The sequence below is a fragment of the Pseudomonas sp. MF6751 genome, assembly GCF_016613265.1.
In the GTDB taxonomy this organism is placed as follows: Bacteria; Pseudomonadota; Gammaproteobacteria; order Pseudomonadales; family Pseudomonadaceae; genus Aquipseudomonas; species Aquipseudomonas fluorescens_BV.
The window spans coordinates 56,334-78,414 of record NZ_JAENSV010000024.1 but is presented as its reverse complement, the minus strand read 5'-3'; the positions used below and the strand labels follow the sequence as shown (position 1 = coordinate 78,414).

Sequence of the window (22,081 nt, the reverse complement as noted above, 5' to 3'; positions counted from 1 at the left end):
GGCGCTTGGGTGAAAGGAGGAGGGGCGAAATCTCCCACGGTCTGTACTGCGTCAACAGTCAGAATCGGGCTTTGTCCCTTCTCCTCCCTTCAAGTCCTAGCATACAAGCGGGCTTGCTCGCGAAGGCAGTGTGTCGGTCAAAACATCCAGCGACTGACACACCGCTTTCGCGAGCAAGCCCGCTCCCACAGTGTTCAGCGTCGCCTGGTGCGCCGCGTCCCTTCTGCAAAGTTGGCAAGCGGCCGTTCTCGTCTATCCTCAAACCCAACACTGCGACACCAAACCACACCCGCCCTTTTTACTTATCCCCCCCGATCAGGCTAAATACCCGCCTGATCGTTTAACCCTACGGATTATCCGCCATGGCCCGTCAACGCTTTGCAATTGCCTGGATCGCCTGCCTAGCAGTGCTGTTCAATGCGTTTGCCATGCCGTTGGCCAGTGCAATGCAGCAGACGGATGACCCGGTCAAGCGTCTGATGTGGGGCGGGTTCTGTTCGTCCAATGGCGCGAGCCTCAAGGCGATTGCCCTGGGCAAGCTGGAAATTCCCGCACCGCCGGACGATCATTCCGCCATGCAGCATTGCTGGTGTTGCTCGGGTTCGGCGCCGTTGGTGGCGTTGCCGGGGCATGTGCCGCAGTTGTATGTGACGCGCTTCGAGGCGGTGCAGAACTTGCCGCCGCGCTTATTGCAAAATCCTACGCCACGCCAGCAATGGCCAAGCCTTAATCCGCGCGCCTCTCCAACGGTCTGAGCTTCTTCGCAAGTGAACTGCGTTTAGAACCGTTCTGGAGAACTGCCATGCTTAAATCTTCCCTGCTTCTGGCTGCGTTGCTGCTGCCGGTGTTCAGTGCTGCCAATGCCGATGACTACAAGGCCGGCGATTTGCTGGTGAGCGACCCCTGGTCTCAGGAGTTGCCACCGAATGCGCCTACCGTCGCCGCCTACTTTGTAATTCATAACACCGGGGCGGCCCCGGATCGCCTGCTCAGCGTTGAAACCAGCGTTGCCGAAAAAGCCGAGCTGCATGAGCACGTGATGCAAGGCGATTTGATGAAGATGCAGCAAGTACCCAGCGTTGCCGTACCGGCCAAGGGTGAGCTGACCTTCGCGCCGATGGCTTACCACGTGATGCTGCTGGGCCTCAAAGACCGCAGCCTGTTGGCCGATGGCAAGCAATTCCCTCTGACCCTGACCTTCGAAAAAGCCGGCAAGGTCGAGGTGCAAGTGTCGGTACAGAGAATGCCACCGATGGCCGGCCACGAGCACATGCACGCCCAGTAAGCCAACCTCGATGGGCGCCCCTCGCGCCAGGTTGTCTCCCCACCGCCGCCTGATGCGCGGCAGTTGGATCAGCCTGTTCGCCATGCTGATGATTTTTATCGGTCCGCTGATTTCCCAAGCGATGCCGATGGATCATCACGCCAGCATGTCCATGACCATGGACATGCCCAACTGCCATGGTGAACCTGCGCAGCACAGCAAAGCCCCCGACGAGCATCATGTTCTCTGGGAAAAATGCGGCTATTGCAGCCTGCTGTTCAGTTGCCCGGCCCTGCCCGGCAGCGTCTGCTACGCAACCCTCGGCACCCCGCCGCCCGCCAACGCCCTCACCCCCGCCACGCGCCTGGGCCATGCCCGGCAGAGCATCTTCCCCGGCGCCCGCAGCCGCGCGCCGCCCATCGTTTCGTAAGCCTTTCACCGCGCTACTTCACCCCGGCCGATTTTAGACAGACAGCCGCAGGCTGCTGGCCGTGTTGTTTACGATTGATTGATGGAATTTGTCATGTCCAGGTTTTCTGCTGACACCCGTTTGGGAAGTACTGCCCTGCTCACCGCCTTATGCGGCGCACTATTGGCTGGCCACGCTCACGCCGACGAGCATGAGCTGAGCCCCACCGTCATCACCGCGATCGCCCCCAGCTCACCGCTGACCGTGGTCACCAACCCCAAAGACCCTCGCCAACCGGTGCCCGCCAGCGATGGCGGCGACTACCTCAAGACCATCCCCGGCTTCGCCCTAGTGCGCAACGGCGGCACCAATGGCGACCCGGTGCTGCGCGGCATGTTCGGCTCGCGCCTGAATATCCTCACCAACGGCGGCATGATGCTCGGCGCCTGCCCAGGCCGCATGGATGCGCCAACTTCGTATATTTCGCCGGAAACCTACGACAAGCTCACCGTGATCAAAGGCCCGCAAACCGTGCTCTGGGGCCCGGGCGCGTCAGCGGGCACCATCCTGTTCGAGCGTGAGCCGGAGCAATTCGGCGAGCTGGGCACGCGGGTCAACGCCAGCGTATTGGCCGGTTCCAACGGGCGTTTCGACAAGGTCATCGATGCCGCTGCCGGCGGCCCATTGGGCTATGTGCGCGTGATCGGCAACCAGGCCCATGCCGACGACTACAAGGACGGCAACAACGACACCGTCGCCTCGCGCTATGACAAGTGGAACGGTGACGTGGCTGTGGGCTTCACGCCCGATGCCGACACCCTGCTGGAACTCACCGCAGGCCGTGGTGATGGCGAGGCGCGCTACGCCGGGCGCGGCATGGACGGCTCGCAGTTCCTGCGCGAAAGCCTGGGGCTGCGTTTCGAGAAATCCAATATCGGCGAGGTGCTGGATAAGGTCGAGGCCCAGGTCTACTACAACTACGCCGACCATGTGATGGACAACTACAGCCTGCGTGTCCCTTCGGGCACCGGCATGATGGCGGGCCCCATGGCGTCCAACGTCGACCGCCGCACCCTTGGCGCACGCATCAAGGCCACCTGGCGCTGGGCGGATGTGCAATTGATCAGCGGCCTGGATGCGCAGACCAATGAACACCGTGCGCGCAGCAGCATGGGCATCGACACGTATAAGGATTTGCCGCGCAACAAGGACGCCAATTTCCACAACTACGGTGTGTTCGGCGAACTGACCTGGTACGCCGCCGACAACGATCGCCTGATCACCGGCGCGCGCTTGGACCGCGCCTCGGCCAAGGACTTCCGTCAACGCACCGGCTCGGGAATGATGTCGCGCCCGAACCCGACCGCCGGCGACACCCGCGCCGATACATTGCCCTCGGGCTTTGTGCGTTATGAGCACGACCTGGCGGACAGCCCCACCACGCTGTATGCCGGCCTGGGCCACGCGGAACGTTTCCCGGATTACTGGGAGCTGTTTTCCCCCAACACCGGCGCGGCCGGTTCGGTGAATGCCTTCGACGGCGTGAAGCCCGAGAAAACCACCCAGCTCGACTTCGGTGCCCAGTACAAGAGCGCCGACCTGGAAGCCTGGGTGTCGGGCTATGTCGGCCAGGTGCGCGACTTCATCCTGTTTGACTACAGGCCCGGCATGATGGGCACCACCTCCCAGGCGCGCAATGTGGACGCACGTATCATGGGCGGCGAATTGGGCGCGGCGTACAAGCTGACCCAGCATTGGAAAGCCGACGCCAGCCTCGCCTATGCCTGGGGCAAGAACAGCAGCGACGGCAAGGCCCTGCCACAAATGCCACCGTTGGACACGCGCCTGGGCCTGACTTACAGCGAGGACGACTGGAGCGCCGGCGCCTTGTGGCGGGTGGTTGCAGCGCAACACCGTATCGACCCGAACAAAGGCAACGTGGTCGGCAAAGACTACGACAAGAGTGGCGGCTTCGGCGTGTTCTCGCTGAACGCGGCATACCGCATCAACAAGCACTTCAAGGTCAGTACCGGGGTCGACAACCTGTTCGGCAAGGCTTATGCCGAGCATCTGAATCTGGCCGGTAACGCAGGCTTCGGTTACCCAGCCAACGACCCGCAGGCCATCAAGGAACCCGGGCGTACGCTCTGGACCAAGGTGGACATGAGCTTCTAAAAGCATCGCAGGCAAGCCTGCGCCCACAGGTGGATTACAGTCCCCTGTGGGAGCTGGCTTGCCTGCGATGACGGTGTAACAGACCAAGAAAAATCAAAAGCCTTATGCGGAGCACCCGATGACCATACAAAAAATTTCCTTCTACAACCTGGCCTGGCGCTGGCACTTTTACGCCGGCCTCTTCGTCGCCCCCTTCATGGTGCTGCTGGCCCTCACCGGCATCATCTACCTGTTCAAACCCCAGCTCGACCCGCTGATGTACGGCCACCTGCTCACCGTGCCCGCCGCCGAACACGCGCTGAGCGCCGACGAGCAACTGCAGCGCGCCCAGGCCGCCTACCCCCACGCCGCGATCAGCAAATACCTGCCCCCTGCCGATGCCACTCGCAGCGCGCAGTTCGTGATGCGCAACGACGCCCACGAAGTGACGGTGTTCATCGACCCCTATCGCGGTACCGTCCTCGGTGAGCAGGACGCAAACAACAACCTGCAAGCCATCGTCCGCGCCCTGCACGGCGAACTGATGATCGGCACCGTTGGCGATCGCCTGATCGAATTGGCCGCCGGCTGGGGCGTGATGCTGGTGGTATCCGGCCTGTACCTGTGGTGGCCGCGCGGCAAGTCACCTGCAGGCATTCTGTGGCCTCGCTTCAATACCCGTGGTCGGGTGCTCTGGCGTGACCTGCACGCAGTCGCCGGGTTCTGGGGCGCAGCGTTCCTGCTGGTGATGCTGCTCAGCGGCATGACCTGGACCGGCTTCTGGGGCAAGCAATACGCCGACTTGTGGAACACCTTCCCAGCCGCGATGTGGAACAACGTGCCGCAGTCCGACCAGCAGGCCCGTGTGCTCAACACCGCCACCCAGCAGACCGTGCCCTGGGCCCTGGAAAACACGCCGATGCCAATGTCCGGCGACCACGCCGAGCATATGAATCACGGCGCAATGCACGCCGGCCCGGCCGCACCCACGGTGCGTCTGCAAAAGGTGGTCGACCTGGCCAACGCACGCAAGGTCGAGCCCGGCTACAGCATTACCTTCCCCACCACCGCCACTGGTGTATTCACCGTCGCGGTGTTCGCCGACGACCCGCGCAACGACGCCACCCTGCACGTGGACCAGTACACCGGCAAGGTCCTGGCCGATGTGCGCTGGGATCATTACAACCTGGTCGCACGCGCCACCGAAACCGGCGTGATGCTGCACGAGGGCAAGATGTTCGGCTGGGTCAACCAACTGATCGTGCTGGTGATCTGCCTGATGATTCTGCTCAGCGCGGTCAGCGGCGTGGTGATCTGGTGGAAGCGCCGGCCACAAGGCGGGCTAGGTGTACCGCCGCTGCGCCATGACCTGCCCAAGTGGAAAACCGCGATGGCGATCATGCTCGGGCTGGCGATCATTTTCCCGTTGGTAGGGGCTTCGTTGGTCCTGGTGTGGGCGCTGGATCGCTTGTTGCTGTCACGCATCAGCGCAACCGCCTGAAGCATTGTCGCGCAACGCCCTCTTTTGAAGCCTGCCGTGCACTCAACGGCCTCCGTGGCGCCAACCTGGTGCGCCACGGAGCGGCTTTACCTCCCGAACCCGCCGGTAAACCCGTGTCTGGCGTAGCAGGCACAGCCCTTGCAAAGCCCTGTGTATCTGCCCCACAACAATTATCGGTACACGGAGATCGCACCATGAAGCGTCGCAGCTTGATCAAGGCTTTCACTTTGTCGGCATCCATTGCCGCCATGGGTTTGACCTGGACCGTCCAGGCCGCCGAGACCATCAAGGTCGGCATCCTGCACTCGCTGTCCGGGACCATGGCGATCTCCGAAACCTCGCTCAAAGACATGGCGCTGATGACCATCGACGAGATCAACGCCAAGGGCGGGGTGAACGGCAAGATGCTCGAACCGGTGGTGGTGGACCCGGCGTCCAACTGGCCGCTGTTCGCCGAGAAAGGTCGGCAACTGTTGACCCAGGACAAGGTGGCCGTGGTGTTCGGCTGCTGGACCTCGGTGTCGCGTAAATCCGTACTGCCGGTGTTCGAAGAACTCAACGGCTTGCTGTTCTACCCGGTGCAGTACGAAGGCGAAGAGATGTCGCCCAACGTGTTCTATACCGGTGCGGCTCCGAACCAGCAGGCGATCCCGGCGGTGGAATACCTGATGAGCGAAGAAGGCGGCAGCGCCAAGCGTTTCTTCCTGCTCGGCACCGACTACGTGTACCCGCGCACCACCAACAAGATCCTGCGCTCGTTCCTGCATTCCAAAGGCGTGGCGGATAAAGACATCGAGGAGGTCTACACCCCGTTCGGCCACGCCGATTACCAGACCATCGTCGCCAACATCAAGAAGTTCTCCGCCGGTGGCAAGACCGCGGTGGTCTCCACCGTCAATGGCGACTCCAACGTACCGTTCTACAAAGAACTGGCCAACCAAGGCTTGAAAGCCACCGAGGTACCGGTGGTGGCGTTCTCGGTGGGTGAAGAAGAACTGCGCGGCATCGACACCAAGCCACTGGTGGGCAACCTCGCGGCCTGGAACTACTTCCAGTCGGTGGAAAACCCGGTGAACCAGAAGTTCGTGGCCGACTGGAAAGCCTACGCCAAGAAACACAACCTGCCGGGCGCCGACAAAGCCGTGACCAACGACCCGATGGAAGCCACCTATGTGGGCATTCATATGTGGGCGCAGGCGGCGGAAAAAGCCAAGTCCACTGACGTCGACAAAGTGCGTGAAGCCCTGGGCGGCCAGACCTTCGCCGCGCCGTCGGGCTTCACCCTGACGATGGACAAGACCAACCACCACCTGCACAAGCCGGTGATGATCGGTGAGATCCAGGCCGACGGGCAGTTCTCGGTGGTGTGGCAGACCGAAGCGCCGATTCGTGCACAGCCATGGAGCCCTTACATTCCGGGCAATGACAAAAAACCGGACTATGCCGTGAAGAGCAACTAACGCCCCCACAGCTCGAATGTGGGACATGGTCACTGTGGGAGCTGGCTTGCCTGCGATGCAAACAACTCGGTGTGCCTGACACACCGCAGCGATGCCATCGCAGGCAAGCCAGCTCTTACACACAGCCTGCTCCCACACTGTCCCCGCATGACCAGGACATTTTTATATGCCCACTGCCCTCCACCGCCTCATCCTCGCCCTGCTGCTGTTGCTGCCCTTTGGCGCACATGCCAGCGACGCCGAAGACTTCCTTGCCGCCAACCCGGTGCAGCAAGCCAAACTCCTGCAGGACTGGGCCGCCCACCCCGACCCAACGCGTATCGAGTTGGTGGATGCCCTTGAGCAAGGCCAACTCATGCTCAACGGCGAAACCAAGACCGTGCGCCTGAACAACCGCCTGCGCGGTTTGATCAATAACGTGCAAGCCAGCCAGCAACTGCTCGCCGCCGACCCCAAGGTGCGCCTGGAGGCAGCGCGCACCCTGCAAAAAAGCGCGGTGCCTGCACAACTTAAATTCCTCGACCAGCAGGTCGCTGCCGAAACGGATGAGCAGGTGCACAGCGCCCTGAGCCTCGCCCTGGCCAACCTGCAACTGGTCGACCCCGACCCGGTGGTACGCCTGGCGGCCGTGCGCTTGCTCGGCAGCACCGGCGACCCGCTGGCCCGCACGCGCCTAGAAGCGCTGCTGGCGCCAGGCGTGGAAGCCGACGCCGCCGTACACACCGCCGCTGAAACCAGCCTGGCCCAGGTCAAACGCAAACTGATGATGGGTGAGATCCTCGGCCAGGCGTTCAGCGGCATGTCCCTGGGCTCGATCCTGCTGCTGGCGGCCCTGGGCCTGGCGATCACCTTCGGCCTGCTCGGCGTGATCAACATGGCCCACGGCGAGATGCTGATGCTCGGCGCCTACTCCACTTATGTGGTGCAGTTGATGATGCAGCGCTATGTGCCCCAGGCCATCGAGTTCTACCCGTTGATCGCGTTGCCGGTGGCGTTTTTTGTCACCGCGGCCATCGGCATGGCGCTGGAACGCACAGTCATCCGTCACTTGTATGGCCGCCCCCTGGAAACTCTGCTCGCCACCTGGGGCATCAGCCTGATGCTGATCCAGCTGGTGCGTCTGGTGTTCGGCGCGCAGAACGTCGAAGTGTCGAACCCGGCCTGGCTGTCTGGCGGCATCCAGGTACTGCCCAACCTGGTGCTGCCGTACAACCGCATCGTGATCATTACCTTCGCGCTGTTCGTGGTGGTGCTCACCTGGCTGCTGCTGAACAAGACGCGCCTGGGTCTGAACGTGCGCGCCGTCACCCAGAACCGCAACATGGCCGCCTGCTGCGGCGTGCCCACCGGGCGCGTGGACATGCTCGCCTTTGGCCTCGGCTCCGGTATCGCAGGTTTGGGCGGCGTGGCGCTGAGCCAGATCGGCAACGTCGGCCCGGACCTGGGCCAGAGCTACATCATCGACTCGTTCCTGGTGGTGGTGCTCGGCGGCGTCGGCCAGTTGGCCGGCAGTGTCATGGCCGCCTTTGGCTTAGGAATCGCCAACAAAATCCTCGAACCCCAGATCGGCGCCGTGCTCGGCAAGATCCTGATCCTCGCGCTGATCATTCTGTTTATCCAGAAACGCCCGCAAGGACTCTTCGCACTGAAAGGACGGGTGATCGACTGATGAACCAGCCATTGATGCTTACGGCCACGCAAAAGGCCGGCCCCAAAGTCACGATTGCAGTCGGTGCAGTCATCCTGCTCCTGCTGCTGGCGTTGCCCCTGTGTTCACTATTGTCTGCCGACAACCCGCTGCATGTATCGGCCTACACCTTGACACTGGTAGGCAAGATTCTCTGTTACGCCATCGTCGCCCTGGCGCTGGACCTGGTGTGGGGTTACGCCGGGATGTTGTCCCTGGGCCACGGCTTGTTCTTTGCCCTGGGCGGCTACGCCATGGGCATGTACTTGATGCGCCAGGCGGCAGGCAGCGAGTTGCCGGCGTTCATGACCTTTTTGTCCTGGACCGAATTGCCCTGGTATTGGGCTGGCACCGACCACTTCCTCTGGGCGTTGTGCCTGGTCGTACTGGCCCCCGGTGTGCTGGCCTTGGTGTTCGGTTTCTTCGCCTTCCGCTCGCGGATCAAGGGCGTGTATTTCTCGATCATGACCCAGGCCCTGACGTTCGCGGGGATGCTGTTGTTCTTTCGCAACGAGACCGGGTTCGGCGGCAACAACGGCTTTACCAACTTCCGCAGCATCTTAGGTTTTGGCATCACTGAACCTGGCACCCGGGCGGTGTTGTTTTTCGCCACGGTGCTGTTGCTGGTGGCCAGCCTCTACATCGGCTGGCGCCTGGCGAAAAGCAAGTTCGGGCGTGTGCTCACCGCCCTGCGCGATGCCGAGAACCGCCTGATGTTCTGCGGTTACGACCCACGCGGTTTCAAGCTGTTCGTGTGGGTGTTGAGCGCAGTGTTGTGCGGCCTTGCCGGTGCGCTGTATGTGCCGCAGGTGGGCATCATCAACCCCAGCGAAATGTCACCGACCAACTCCATCGAAGCCGCTGTGTGGGTAGCGCTGGGCGGGCGTGGCACGTTGATCGGGCCGTTGCTCGGCGCCGGTGTGGTCAATGGCATGAAGAGCTGGTTCACCGTGGCCTTCCCCGAGTACTGGCTGTTCTTCCTGGGAGCGCTGTTCATCATCGTCACCCTGTACCTGCCCAAGGGCGTTATCGGCCTGCTGAAGAAATGAGGAACGTCATGCTTGAACCTATTTTCGACGCAGGCAGCGGCCGCGATGCGATTGGCATCGGCCAGGTCGCGGGCAAAGGGCTCAACACCCGGCACGGCACCATTTTGACCCTGGAAGATATCAGCGTCAGCTTCGACGGTTTCAAGGCCCTCAACGACCTGAACCTGTACATCGGCGTTGGCGAATTGCGCTGCATCATCGGGCCCAACGGCGCGGGCAAGACCACGCTGATGGACGTGATCACCGGCAAGACCCGGCCCAGCCACGGCAAGGCCTGGTTTGGCGAGACCCTGGACCTGACCCGCATGAGCGAAGTGCAGATCGCCCAGGCCGGCATCGGGCGCAAGTTCCAGAAACCCACGGTGTTCGAAGCCCTCAGCGTGTTCGAAAACCTCGAGCTGGCGCAGAAGACCGACAAGTCGGTGTGGGCCAGCCTGCGTGCGCGCCTGAACGGGGAACAGAAGGACCGCATCGAGGAAGTGCTCGACACCATCCGCCTCACCGCCTCGGTGCATCGCCCCGCCGGCTTGCTGTCCCACGGCCAGAAGCAGTTCCTGGAAATCGGCATGCTGCTGATGCAAGACCCGCAACTGTTGCTGCTCGACGAACCGGTGGCCGGCATGACCGACGCCGAAACCGAATTTACCGCCGAACTGTTCAAGCGCCTGGCCGGCAAGCACTCGCTGATGGTGGTGGAGCACGACATGGGCTTTGTCGGCTCGATTGCCGACCATGTCACCGTGTTGCACCAGGGCAGCGTGTTGGCCGAAGGGTCGCTGGAACAAGTGCAGGAAAACGAGCGGGTGATCGAGGTTTACCTCGGCCGCTAACGCTGACACGAACGGCTTATGTGGGAGCTGGCTTGCCTGCGATAGCGGTGTACCTGATACACCGGGTCGCCTGCATCGCAGGCAAGCCAGCTCCCACAGTTGATCCGGTTCCCGCAGGGGGATTGAGGAGGTTTTGAGAATGCTGCAAGTCGACAAGCTGCACCAGTACTACGGCGGTAGCCACATCCTGCGCGGGCTGTCTTTTGACGTGAAGATCGGCGAAGTCACCTGCCTGCTCGGGCGTAACGGCGTGGGCAAGACCACCCTGCTCAAGTGCCTGATGGGCCTGCTGCCGGCCAAGGAAGGCGCAGTGAACTGGGAAGGCAAGGCCATCACCGGCTTCAAGCCGCACCAGCGCGTACATGCCGGCATCGCCTACGTGCCCCAGGGCCGGGAGATATTCGGGCGGCTGACCGTAGAAGAAAACCTGCTGATGGGACTGTCGCGTTTCCCCGGGTCCGAAGCCAAAGAGGTGCCGGCCTTCATCTACGAACTGTTCCCGGTGTTGCTGCAAATGAAGCATCGACGTGGCGGCGACTTGTCCGGCGGCCAGCAGCAACAGTTGGCGATTGGCCGTGCCCTGGCGAGCCGCCCGCGCCTGTTGATTCTCGATGAGCCCACCGAAGGCATCCAGCCGTCGGTGATCAAGGAAATCGGCGCGGTGATCAAGAAGCTCGCGGCGCGCGGCGATATGGCGATCCTGTTGGTGGAGCAGTTCTATGACTTTGCCGCTGAACTGGCTGACCAGTACCTGGTGATGTCCCGTGGCGAAATCGTGCAGCAGGGCCGTGGTGAAAATATGGAACGCGAAGGTGTGCGTGGGCTGGTAACCATCTAATCTGTAGCCTCCTAACGATAAGCACACGCCATGAACCTGCCCGTTACCCCTGCCCTGTTCACGCCCAGCTGGCACGCCGAGCTGGAACTCGGCTACGCGCGTGTCAATGACACCACGCGCCCGGTGCTGCGCCGCCACCTTGGCCCGCTGCGGGTGCAAAAACACCTGTACGCCGAAGGCCCCGAGGTATGCCAGCACATCATCGTGCACCCGCCCGGCGGGATTGCCGGTGGCGATCGCCTGGACATCAGCGCCCATGTGGGCACGGGTGCCTGGGCACAACTGACCAGCCCCGGCGCCGCCAAGTGGTACCGCGCTAGCGGCCCGGCGTTTCAACACGTCAAGTTGACCGTCGAGGCCGGCGCGACGCTGGAATGGCTGCCCCAGGAAACCATCGTATTCAGCGCCGCCCAGGCCGAATTGACCACACGAGTGGAGCTGTCGGGCGATGCGCGGTTGTTCTACTGGGATGTGGTCGCCCTGGGCCGCCCGGCCAGTGGCGAACGGTTCGACCTGGGCCACTTTCAATCGCACCTGGACATTCGCCGCGACGGCCAGTTGCTCTGGCATGAGCGCCAGCGCATTGTGGGCGCCGATGGATTGCTGGATTCGCCTATCGGGCTGGATGGGCAACCGGTGTTTGCCACGTTGCTGGTGACCGGCGAGATCGACCCTGAACTGCTTGAGCAATGCCGCTCACTGCCCCATGCGGTGCGCGGGGATTTGACCCAATTGCCTGGCTTACTGGTGGCGCGTTGTTTGGCCAGTGAAGCGCTGCTGGCGCGGGGGTGGTTGATTGATCTATGGCAGCTTTTGCGACCGGCCGTACTCGGCAGGGAAGCGATATCACCAAGAATCTGGAGCACATGAAGATCAAACTGTGGAGTCTGCCCCTGTGGGAGCTGGCTTGCCTGCGATGGCATCACCTCGGTACATCAGAAACACCGAGTCGCCTGTATCGCAGGCAAGCCAGCTCCCACATAAATCAGCCTCACATGGGATCTTCTATGTATTTAAGAATGAATTTTATGAAGGACCTTGAACCATGGACCTGACCCCACGGGAAAAAGACAAACTGCTGATCTTCACCGCAGGCCTGGTCGCCGAACGGCGCCTGGCACGCGGAGTGAAGCTCAACTACCCGGAGACCATCGCCTATATCTCCGCCGCCCTGATGGAGGGCGCCCGCGATGGCCGCACCGTGGCCGACCTGATGCACTACGGCACCACGCTGCTCAGCCGCGAACAGGTTATGGAAGGTATCCCGGAAATGATCCCGGATATCCAGGTGGAAGCCACGTTCCCCGACGGTACCAAGCTGGTCACCGTCCACCAGCCCATTGCCTGAGGCGCAGCCATGATTCGTGATGCAACCGAACACGACCTGCCGGCGATCCGCGCCATCTACAACGACGCGGTATTGAACACCACGGCGATCTGGAACGAGCAACCGGTGGACCTCGCCAACCGCCAGGCCTGGTTCAGTGCGCGCCAGGCGCAGCAGTACCCGATCCTGGTCGCGGTGGACAACGACGAAGTCACCGGCTACGCCTCATTCGGCGACTGGCGCCCCTTCGAAGGCTTCCGCTATAGCGTGGAACACTCGGTATACGTGCGCAATGACCAGCGCGGCAAAGGCCTCGGCCCACGCCTGATGCAGGCCCTGATCGAGCGCGCCCGCAGCTGCGGCAAGCACGTTATGGTCGCCGCCATCGAAAGCGGCAACCTGGCCTCGATCAGCCTGCATGAGCGCCTGGGCTTCGTGACTACCGGGCAAATGCCGCAAGTGGGCATCAAGTTCGGCCGCTGGCTGGACCTGACCTTTATGCAACTGACGTTGAATCCGGGCGCCGAACCGCCCCAGGAGTGAGATCGATGAGCGCTGCACAACTGCGTCGAGTCAATGCTGAAAGCTTTGCCCATTACCGCCGGGGCTTGATCGAGCTGTTGATGGACGCGGTGCAGCACGGCGCTTCGGTGGGCTTCATGGCCGATTTCGATGAGGCCCAGGCCCGGGACTACCTGACCGGCGTGCAAGCCGGCGTCGAGGACACCAGCCTGCTGCTGTGGGTGGTGGTGCGCGACGAGCAGGTGATCGCCAGCGTGCAATTGGCGTTGTGCCAGAAAGCCAACGGCCTGAACCGCGCCGAGGTGCAAAAGTTGCTGGTGCACAGCAGCGCCCGTCGCCATGGCCTGGGCCAGCAATTGATGAATACCCTGGAACTCGCCGCGCGCCAGCACAAGCGTGGCCTGCTGTACCTGGACACCGAGGCCGGCTCCGGCGCCGAAGCCTTTTACCAGTCGCTGCGCTACACCAAGCTCGGTGAACTGCCCGACTATTGCCAAAGCCCGGACGGGCGTTACAGCCCGACCGCCATCTACTTCAAGACCCTGGGGCAACCTGCATGATTCCTGGTGAATATCAGATCCAGCCTGGCGAGATCGAACTGAATGTCGGCCGCCGCACCGTCACCCTCAGCGTGGCCAACTGCGGCGACCGGCCGATCCAGGTGGGCTCGCATTACCACTTTTTCGAGACCAATGACGCACTGGAGTTTGACCGGGCGGCCAGCCGTGGCATGCGCCTTAATATTCCGGCGGGCACGGCGGTGCGGTTTGAGCCGGGGCAGCGTCGGGAGGTGGAGTTGGTGGATTTGGGTGGTGGGCGGCGGGTATTTGGGTTTGCAGGGCGAGTCATGGGCGACCTTTAGGGCCTCATCGCAGGCAAGCCAGCTCCCACAATTGGAATGCAATCCCTGTGGGAGCTGGCTTGCCTGCGATAGCGATTTCACATTCAACACCTATTCTTCAGGGCACACACATGAAAATCACCCGCCAAGCCTACGCCGACATGTACGGCCCCACCCTCGGTGACAAGGTGCGCCTGGCCGACACCGAACTGTTCGTCGAAGTCGAGCAGGACTTCACCGTCTACGGCGAAGAGGTCAAATTCGGCGGCGGCAAGGTGATCCGTGACGGCCAGGGCCAGAGCCAATTGCTCGCCCATGAAGTGGTCGACACGCTGATCACCAACGCATTGATCATCGACCACTGGGGCATCGTCAAGGCCGACGTCGGCTTGAAGAATGGCCGCATCCACGCGATTGGCAAAGCCGGCAACCCGGACATCCAGCCCGGCGTGACCATGGCCATCGGCGCGAGCACCGAAGTGATCGCCGGGGAAGGCATGATCCTCACCGCCGGCGGCATCGACTCCCACGTGCATTTCATTTGCCCACAGCAGATCGAAGAGGCCCTGACCAGCGGCGTCACCACCATGATCGGCGGCGGCACGGGGCCGGCCACCGGCACCAACGCCACCACCTGCACTTCCGGCCCGTGGCACCTTGCGCGGATGCTGCAGGCCAGCGATTCGTTCCCGATGAACATTGGCTTTACCGGCAAGGGCAACGCCAGTTTGCCCGAGCCGCTGATCGAGCAGGTCAAGGCCGGTGCTATCGGCTTGAAGCTACATGAAGACTGGGGCACCACACCCGCGAGCATCGACAACTGCCTGAGCGTCGCCGATGCCTACGACGTGCAGGTGGCGATCCACAGTGACACCCTCAATGAGTCGGGCTTTGTCGAAACCACCCTCGCCGCGCTCAAGGGCCGCACCATCCACACGTACCACACCGAAGGTGCCGGTGGCGGCCATGCACCGGACATCATCAAGGCCTGCGGCTTCCCCAATGTGCTGCCCAGCTCCACCAACCCGACGCGGCCGTTCACGCGTAATACCATCGACGAACACCTGGACATGTTGATGGTGTGTCACCACCTGGACCCAAGCATTGCCGAAGACGTGGCCTTCGCCGAAAGCCGCATCCGCCGCGAAACCATCGCCGCCGAAGACATCCTGCACGACCTCGGCGCGTTCTCGATGATCAGCTCCGACAGCCAGGCCATGGGCCGTGTCGGCGAAGTGATCACACGCACCTGGCAGACCGCCGACAAGATGAAAAAACAGCGTGGCCCCCTGCCGGGCGACGGCGTGGGCAACGATAACTTCCGCGCCAAGCGCTACATTGCCAAGTACACCATCAACCCGGCGATCACCCACGGTATCAGCCATATCGTCGGCTCCATCGAAGTCGGCAAATGGGCCGACCTGGTGCTGTGGCGCCCGGCGTTTTTCGGCATCAAGCCCACGCTGATCCTCAAGGGCGGCGCCATTGCTTCGAGCCTGATGGGCGACGCCAACGCCTCGATCCCGACGCCGCAGCCGGTGCATTACCGCCCCATGTTCGCCAGCTTCGGCAGCTCCCTGCACGCCACCAGCCTGACGTTTATCAGCCAGGCCGCGCAGGCGGCCGGACTGCCCGAGACCCTGGGCCTGAAGAAGCAGATCGCGGTGGTCAAGGGTTGCCGCGACGTGCAGAAAACCGACCTGATCCACAACGATTACCTGCCGGATATCGAGGTAGATCCACAGACTTACCAGGTCAAGGCCGACGGTCAATTGCTGTGGTGCGAACCGGCCGAGGTGTTGCCGATGGCCCAGCGATACTTCCTGTTCTAGAGGACGGCGCTGATCGCTTGATCGGTCAGCGTCTGGTTCAAGGTGATCAGTTCGGCATTGATGCGGCCAAAGGTGTCATCGTAGTCTTGCTGGGACATCAGTTGCCCCGGTTCACTTTCCGAAGCCGGTCGGCCCAGGCGCTGGGCCGACCGGCTGATGGTTTGGCGCAGGGCCTGCCTCGCGCTCTCAGGGAGGTTGGCTGCGGCGGCCCATTGTTCCTGCGCGGCCTGATAGTCAATCAGTGCATCAAACTTTGCGGCAATCGACGCGTAGTCAGCTAGATGAGCACGCTGCAGAAAGTCGGTCCACATCGGTTGCTCCAGCAGGTTGCCACGCAGCAGCTCGCCTTGGTCCAGTAGCTGTACGCGGTTGAATGCCGCCTCGACCATGGGCGCCGTCACATATTCCTCGTGGAACATCATGCTCCGCGATTGCCAGGGCAGGTCCAGGCGGTTTGCCAATGGCGTTGTGTACGCCAGGTAGATTTCGACTTCGTCGATATCGTCGATCAAATTGCCGTGGGCATCGTAATGATCGATGCGTGCGCCTTGCGCGTTGTACTCCGGAAACTTGACGCCGTCGGCCTGCAGTTGGGACACGCGCTCATGGGCGATACGGCCCAACTCATCGAGCCGCCACTTGCCCCTGGCCAGGTTGAAGACCGTTTTGCGCACGGAGGCCACGTCCTCGCTGAAGTACGCCGACCAATGCAGCACGGCAACGCCCATCGCATTGAACATCTGAGCTCCGGCGTCCACGCAGGCCGCAGGGTCCCGGGCCATCAGGAACAACTGCTCGCGCAATTCGGCGTCTTCGCCCATCGCCTCAAGTATGCGCCAGACCTTGGCGGTCAGTTCCGGCAACCATACGCCGCCCCTGATTGTCGAGTCCCCGGAGTTTCTGACGGCACGAAGAACATTGAAAAAGCCCTCAGAGCCAAACGAACCTTCAAGCATGTCCCATAACACTTGCCTGGAGGGCCATTCCTGCGCCGAATAACCGGTTTTCCACTGCTCGCTGTCGAGCGCCCCCCTTTTCGGCAATTGGCGATCCGGATCTCGGCCGGCGGCCTCGATGTACCGTTTGAATTGAGCAAGCAGCTCAGGCGTCAGCTCTTCACGGGTGAGGAACGTTTTCGCCACAATCAGTGCCTTATCCGAGCCCGGCGCGAACTCGGGAATCCGCGCTATCGGGTTCTCCCGCATATCCAGAATGAAATTCTCCGGCCTGGGCACACGGAACACACTGGCAGGCCACTCCTCCAGGCTTGTGTGATTGAGCAGCAAGGTCTGTAAGCGCGTCATGCGTCCGACATCGGGTGGCAAGCCGAGTGGGTTCATCTCCAAAAACAACTCTTTGAGATGCACCCGATCTTTCAAGCGCAAGACGTCTTCAGGCTTAAGGACAATACTGTTACCGCCCAGATGCAACCGCTGCAAATGCGGCATCTGTTCGATGGCTGACGGCAGGCGTGTCAGTTGAGCGGCCTCGATCCCTAATCGACGCAGACCGCGAAAGTTAGCGAGCAGTGGCTGCACATCCGCATCCGTCAGCTGCGAGCCTTCGGTTCCCACAATGCCCAAGTAGCTGACATGGTCGAAGTTTGCAGTCAGTGCGGGCAAGGTTCGGAGCTGCTGCGCCAGGTCCTCTTCCAACCATTCGATTTTCTGCCCCAAAAGGCGCCCATTTCGATCGTAGTGACTTGGGCCAACCTTTCTCCAGGCGTCATCCAGCGCCGTATAAATCTTGCGCCTGGCCCTCAGCACCTGACGTTGCTGGTCACCGAACGCTTCCATGCCTTGGGGCGGTGTCCTCAGCCAGTTGTGCAAGGTGGACTGCAGGGTCTTGTACTCTTGCTCCAACGCACGCAGCCAGCTCAGATCCAGCGCGCCGCGCTCGTTGATCAGGGCGAGCATTTCGTCCCGGGTGATTTCCGGGTACAGGCTGCGGACCCGCTCGCGCGTGATTTTTTCCCACTCAGTACCACCCCGTCCGCTCAATGGATAGCCGCGACGCTCGCCCGGCAACACGCTCGGCGGTCGAAAAAACGGCAGCTTTTCCGGCGACATTCCCAAGGCTTTGCGCAACGGTGCTCGGCCTAATGCATGTTGCTGGATCAACCCCTTCAATTGCTCACCCTGGCCGACATGGGGCAGGCCAATCGCGTTGCGATGGGCGTCGGTCAACGCGTGCTGCAAGGCGCCATAGAAACCATTGAGGCCATGCAGATCCTGACCGCGCTCATCAAAGGCTTGATAACGCCCATCCTCCATGCGTGCCAGGACCTTGCGATTGCTCGCCTCCTGAGGGCCAAAACTGGCACGCAATGGGCCTTCAAACCGGCCCTCGCGCACTTCCAGGCGCAGATTGTTCGACCAGCCGGGCAGCGCCGACAGTGTGTGGAGGGCCAGGGTTTCGGTGTCTGGGCCGGCCAACGCATCGAGATACAAGCCTTCATACGCGAGGGTCAGGCGCATTTGCTGCTGCGCCCGGCGCGCCTTTTCAGCGAGGCGCAGGGGAATACGCTTGGCGCGGCTCATCGTGTCGCGCTCGGTCGGCGTCGCGTCCGCCAGCACTTCGCGCGCCAAAATCGTCGGCACACCGCTGAAGTCACGCTGGATCAGCATAATCGCGGTGTCGGAGAGTGGCTGCTGCTCGAGGTAAATACTCTTCATCAACCGCTCGCGCACCTCGATGGCCCTTTGTTCGAGTTTCAATTGCAGGGCCTCAGTTCTCGCCTCGGGTGTGCGGGCGGTGTAACTGCCCACCAGAGCATCGCGCTGAGGTTCGCTGAACGCTTCGATAATGCGTATGGGCAACTGGCCGCTCATCAATTCAGCGCGGTGGACCTGCACCGTGTCCGCCGCCGCGGCCTGCTGATTACCGTATTTGATCGACGGCCCGCTCAACTCGGTGCCGGAAAACGCCTCGATCGCCTTGCTCGCCGGCCATCCCGGCAACTCCACCGCCAGGGATGCGGCATAGCTGCACAGTGCGCTGCTGAGCGAGCCCTGGCGAATGCCCTCGGCGACGCTTACCGCATCGCGATACGCCCTGAACTGGCGCAGGGTGTCGAGCAGGATCGCCGGTACCGGCTCGCCTTCCACATGCACGCGGCGCAGCACGTCCTCACTCACCGCCGCCACGCTGCGCACCTGCTCCAACTCGGCATCACTGAAGCCCTCCGTCACCGAGCCCAATCGCCGCATCAACGTGGCGCCTTCCCAAGTGTGCGGGCGTTCCACTTCATGGTTCCAGAGGCCAGCGCCGTTGCTCTTCAATATCGGTTGATAGGCCTCGGCGCGCGTGGGATGGAGGATGCGGTATTGCTCGGTCAGCGGGTCTTGCTGCACGGCATAGCGTTTACCCTCCAATGGCAGCACGGTCTGGCCGTTGTGCCGGTGCAGGCCTTGCTCATCCGCCGCCACTGAAGGTAGGGACGCGGTGTGCTCATAGGTCGACAAGTCGGGTTTCCACAGCCGAGTCTTGCCACTGGGGAGAGTGACGGCCTTGAGCTGCTCGATAAACGGCGACACGGTGAAGTGCACCACGGCTGCCTGCACCGCCAGCGTCGCCAGGTTTTCCACCACGTCGGTGATGTGCGCCCAGCCCTCTTCGCGATCGCCTTCGCTCAGCTCGATAACACCTTCGATGACTTCGTAGAGCATTTGCCCGGCCATCGCCACGGCCATCAGCACGCCAAGCGGAGGCACCGCCATGGCCACCAGGTTGAGACCGAACAGGCCAATACTCATGTAATGCGCGGCGCGCAGTGAGCGCGAGGCCTCATCGACATCGGCGGTGCTCACCGCACGATGCCGCGCATTCTCGAACAGGCGGGCACGCAGGCTGCCCAGGCGATAGGTCCACAGGTCTGCAACTTGCCATAGGTCCGTCAGGGTGTGGGCGCGAATGTTGAATTCAGGGGCAGTGGCATGCACGCGCACGTAGGGATGTGGTTCGCCCAGTGTCGAAGGCGTGGCAAAGGACGGAGAAGTGAGCAGGCGCCCCCATTCCGATCGCAAGGCCTGTGCGCCAAACGGCTGGGGGGGTGCATCCAGCACCAGTTCGGTCAGCCGTTTGTAGTAGTAGGCGCGGTCTTTGTCGGCAACGAACCGGGCAAAAAAATGCTGGCTCGGCGTAGCCTTCCAGCCTTGGGAGCGGTCAGCTTCCTGGGTGGTTTTCGCGCGCAGGCGCTCGGTCAACGCAGTGCTGAAGTCACTGAAGGTTTCATAGCGTTTGATGGGATGGTCGGGGTCATCGGGAATATAAACGATGACCCAGCAGGTGTAGCCAGGCTTGGCGCAAGCGTCGATGACCAGGCAATCATGCAGGTGCAGGTTCATCAGGCTCAGGCTGCGATACCCGATGGGCTTGCCGTCGCTGAGAATGTGTTTTTCCCCGGCCGCCACCCGCATCAGCAAGGCGTGATCGCTGTCACCAATGTCGCCCTTGAGCAACGCCAGGTACGCTGCCGCCTTGAAGGCGGCTTTCTGGTGCCGGACATAACGCTCGCGCAGTTCGGCCTGGGACTCGGCGTCGTCAGGTTTCAACTGCGCCTTGAGGTGAGCCTGGTACTGCTTGCCCAGGTCCAGGTCTCGGCACAGCTGGGTGAACGCATGAATCTTCAGGGTCGTGGTGTGACGCTCGAAATGATCGCGCACGTCCGGTTGGGTGATGAAACCTGAGGCACTGTCGAAATAGCCCTCTCGAGTCTCGCGTTGCTCAAAGTTGCCAAGGGCAGCGTGCAGCAGGGAGAACGTTTTGACCCTGAAGCCACTGGTCTTTACGCCAAAGGCATCTTCGACCGGTACATACAGGCGCAACCAGGTTTGATTGACGTCCAGCTCGTGGCCGATAGCCTTTAGCTTGGCTTCCAACAAGGGTTGGGCAAACGCTTGCTCCGAGCGTATGTGACTGAAGGTTTTCTCCAGTTCGTTGAGCGAATCGCAACGGGCGTCCAGCAATACTTTGAGCTGATCTTTGTGCGCCTGGGAAGCAGCGTCATACCAGCGGGGAATGGCTGGCGGCGTGTCTTTGAGGGCCTTGCGACGGGAGGGCGAACTGTTGACCAGGCAAGTGGGGATCGCCTGTTTGATCAGCTCGTAATGTTGGCCCTGCTCACCGGGAAGCGGAGTGGCGGGGTCGGTGACCTGAAAGTCCGGCATGGGATGACAACCTTTTTCTTGGAAGAGGTTGTCATCCTAGGCACGCCGTTTTTGCGGCTGGCGCTAACTAAATCAATGACCCGTTCAGAACTGCTCGCGCGGGTTGAACGCAGCCTTTTGCGCCAGGGCCTCCCACAATGCCTTGACCTCATCATCCGCCGCCTTGGGCATGACGGCCTTGAGCTGGATGAACAGATAGCCGCGTTGCCCGGCCTTGTTCAGCAAACCATGGCCCTTGGCACGCATGCGCTGGCCGTTCTGGCTACCGGCAGGCACCTTGAGGTTGATCTTGCCGGTGAGGGTCGGCACGGCCACTTCCGTGCCCAGTGCCAACTCCCAGGGTGCCAGCGGCAGGTTGATGATCAGGTTTTCGCCGTCCACCTCGAACCTGGGGTGGGGCGCAAACTTGATGATCAGGTACAAATCACCATTGGCCCCGCCGCCAATGCCCGGCGCGCCCTGGGCCTTGAGGCGAATGCGCTCGCCATCGGCCACACCGGCCGGGATCTTCACGTTCAGGCTTTTGGTGGTGTTGCTCACATGCCGACCGGAGGCATCGTATTGCGGCACCTGGAAGCTGATCTGCTTGGACTCGGTGGACAGGGTTTCCTCCAGGGAGACCGTGAGCTGCATCTCCACATCCTGGCCCTTGCGCCCGGTAGGACGGCGCTGGCCGCCACCGAAAGCATCACCACGCGAGCCGAAGATCGAACTGAAAAAGTCCGAAAAGTCGCCCGCGTCCTGGCCACCACCAAAGCCGCCACGGCTCTGCCAGCCCGGCGGGCCCTGGAACGGCTGACCATGCTGGCCGTACTTGCGCAGTTCGTCGTATTCGGCGCGCTTGTCGGCGCTTTTCAGCGCTTCATAGGCCTCGGACGCATCCTTGAACTTGGCTTCGGCGTCCTTTTCCTTGCTGACGTCCGGGTGATATTTGCGCGCCAGCTTGCGATAAGCCGACTTGATCTCTTTGTCATCAGCCGTGGGCTCGACACCGAGAATCTTGTAGTAGTCTTTGAAGTCCATGGGGGCATCACCATCCGTTATCGATATCGCGCGGCCCGCCACACGGCACGCCATGGCTGGCAGCCTGGGAATTGATGTCAGGGCGCGTCATAAGTTAATCGGCGGCACACAGGGTCAGTGCAATCACTGTGTACCGCCTGGATATGCCCACAAGATTGGGGCAAAACCCGCCCTTT

The 22,081-nt window shown here is 61.9% G+C and carries 18 protein-coding genes; 16 read left to right on the top strand and 2 right to left on the bottom strand.

The features are described 5' to 3' along the window. Positions 1 to 362 precede the first annotated feature (362 nt). The 16 genes from JJD66_RS19030 (at position 363) to ureC (ending at position 15,714) form a co-directional block, all read left to right on the top strand. Positions 363 to 755 carry a DUF2946 domain-containing protein gene (locus JJD66_RS19030; RefSeq protein ID WP_200648761.1) on the top strand — a complete coding sequence of 131 codons (393 nt, stop codon included), beginning with the start codon at positions 363 to 365 and terminating at the stop codon, positions 753 to 755. Positions 756 to 802: 47 nt separating this feature from the next. Beyond that, a complete protein-coding gene (locus tag JJD66_RS19025; RefSeq protein WP_200648760.1) occupies positions 803 to 1,285 on the top strand; it encodes a copper chaperone PCu(A)C in 483 nt (160 codons plus the stop codon). 10 nt (positions 1,286 to 1,295) lie between these two features. Continuing rightward, positions 1,296 to 1,694 carry a DUF2946 domain-containing protein gene (locus tag JJD66_RS19020; protein ID WP_200648759.1) on the top strand — a complete coding sequence of 133 codons (399 nt, stop codon included), beginning with the start codon at positions 1,296 to 1,298 and terminating at the stop codon, positions 1,692 to 1,694. 93 nt (positions 1,695 to 1,787) lie between these two features. Beyond that, positions 1,788 to 3,848 (top strand): TonB-dependent copper receptor, encoded by a 2,061-nt coding sequence (locus JJD66_RS19015; protein WP_200648758.1) that lies wholly within the window; start codon positions 1,788 to 1,790, stop codon positions 3,846 to 3,848. A gap of 118 nt (positions 3,849 to 3,966) precedes the next feature. Next, positions 3,967 to 5,328 (top strand): PepSY-associated TM helix domain-containing protein, encoded by a 1,362-nt coding sequence (locus JJD66_RS19010; protein ID WP_200648757.1) that lies wholly within the window; start codon positions 3,967 to 3,969, stop codon positions 5,326 to 5,328. Positions 5,329 to 5,522: 194 nt separating this feature from the next. Beyond that, positions 5,523 to 6,788, top strand: coding sequence for an urea ABC transporter substrate-binding protein (gene urtA, locus JJD66_RS19005; protein ID WP_003188149.1), 1,266 nt, complete (start codon positions 5,523 to 5,525; stop codon positions 6,786 to 6,788). 166 nt (positions 6,789 to 6,954) lie between these two features. Then, on the top strand, positions 6,955 to 8,457 hold the full coding sequence (gene urtB, locus JJD66_RS19000) for an urea ABC transporter permease subunit UrtB (protein WP_200648756.1): 1,503 nt from the start codon (positions 6,955 to 6,957) through the stop codon (positions 8,455 to 8,457). Next, positions 8,457 to 9,524: an urea ABC transporter permease subunit UrtC gene (gene urtC, locus JJD66_RS18995; RefSeq protein ID WP_034126400.1), complete on the top strand. Its 1,068-nt coding sequence runs from the start codon at positions 8,457 to 8,459 to the stop codon at positions 9,522 to 9,524. The genes urtB and urtC overlap by 1 nt, the downstream gene beginning before the upstream one ends. Further along, positions 9,521 to 10,354, top strand: a complete 834-nt coding sequence (urtD, locus tag JJD66_RS18990) for an urea ABC transporter ATP-binding protein UrtD (RefSeq protein WP_014716710.1) — start codon at positions 9,521 to 9,523, stop codon at positions 10,352 to 10,354. The genes urtC and urtD overlap by 4 nt, the downstream gene beginning before the upstream one ends. Positions 10,355 to 10,493: 139 nt before the next feature. After that, complete coding sequence (gene urtE, locus JJD66_RS18985) at positions 10,494 to 11,192, top strand: urea ABC transporter ATP-binding subunit UrtE (RefSeq protein WP_200648755.1); 699 nt, start codon at positions 10,494 to 10,496, stop codon at positions 11,190 to 11,192. A gap of 30 nt (positions 11,193 to 11,222) precedes the next feature. Beyond that, positions 11,223 to 12,062 (top strand): urease accessory protein UreD, encoded by an 840-nt coding sequence (locus tag JJD66_RS18980; protein WP_200648754.1) that lies wholly within the window; start codon positions 11,223 to 11,225, stop codon positions 12,060 to 12,062. Between the two features lie 175 nt (positions 12,063 to 12,237). Beyond that, positions 12,238 to 12,540, top strand: coding sequence for an urease subunit gamma (ureA, locus tag JJD66_RS18975; RefSeq protein ID WP_003171437.1), 303 nt, complete (start codon positions 12,238 to 12,240; stop codon positions 12,538 to 12,540). 9 nt (positions 12,541 to 12,549) lie between these two features. Further along, positions 12,550 to 13,062 carry a GNAT family N-acetyltransferase gene (locus JJD66_RS18970; protein ID WP_105225580.1) on the top strand — a complete coding sequence of 171 codons (513 nt, stop codon included), beginning with the start codon at positions 12,550 to 12,552 and terminating at the stop codon, positions 13,060 to 13,062. 5 nt (positions 13,063 to 13,067) lie between these two features. Next, positions 13,068 to 13,601, top strand: a complete 534-nt coding sequence (locus tag JJD66_RS18965) for a GNAT family N-acetyltransferase (protein ID WP_200648753.1) — start codon at positions 13,068 to 13,070, stop codon at positions 13,599 to 13,601. Further along, the gene (locus tag JJD66_RS18960; RefSeq protein ID WP_057702630.1) at positions 13,598 to 13,903 is read left to right on the top strand and encodes an urease subunit beta; all 306 of its coding nucleotides are present in this window, start codon (positions 13,598 to 13,600) and stop codon (positions 13,901 to 13,903) included. Before JJD66_RS18965 ends, JJD66_RS18960 begins: the two co-directional genes overlap by 4 nt. A 110-nt stretch (positions 13,904 to 14,013) precedes the next feature. Then, positions 14,014 to 15,714, top strand: a complete 1,701-nt coding sequence (gene ureC, locus JJD66_RS18955; RefSeq protein WP_200648752.1) for an urease subunit alpha — start codon at positions 14,014 to 14,016, stop codon at positions 15,712 to 15,714. Here ureC and JJD66_RS18950 read toward each other — a convergent pair. Further along, a complete protein-coding gene (locus JJD66_RS18950) occupies positions 15,711 to 20,882 on the bottom strand; it encodes a dermonecrotic toxin domain-containing protein (RefSeq protein WP_200648751.1) in 5,172 nt (1,723 codons plus the stop codon). The two genes, ureC and JJD66_RS18950, sit on opposite strands and share 4 nt — an antisense overlap. Positions 20,883 to 20,966: 84 nt before the next feature. Continuing rightward, positions 20,967 to 21,905 (bottom strand): DnaJ C-terminal domain-containing protein, encoded by a 939-nt coding sequence (locus JJD66_RS18945; protein WP_034126393.1) that lies wholly within the window; start codon positions 21,903 to 21,905, stop codon positions 20,967 to 20,969. Positions 21,906 to 22,081 lie beyond the last annotated feature (176 nt).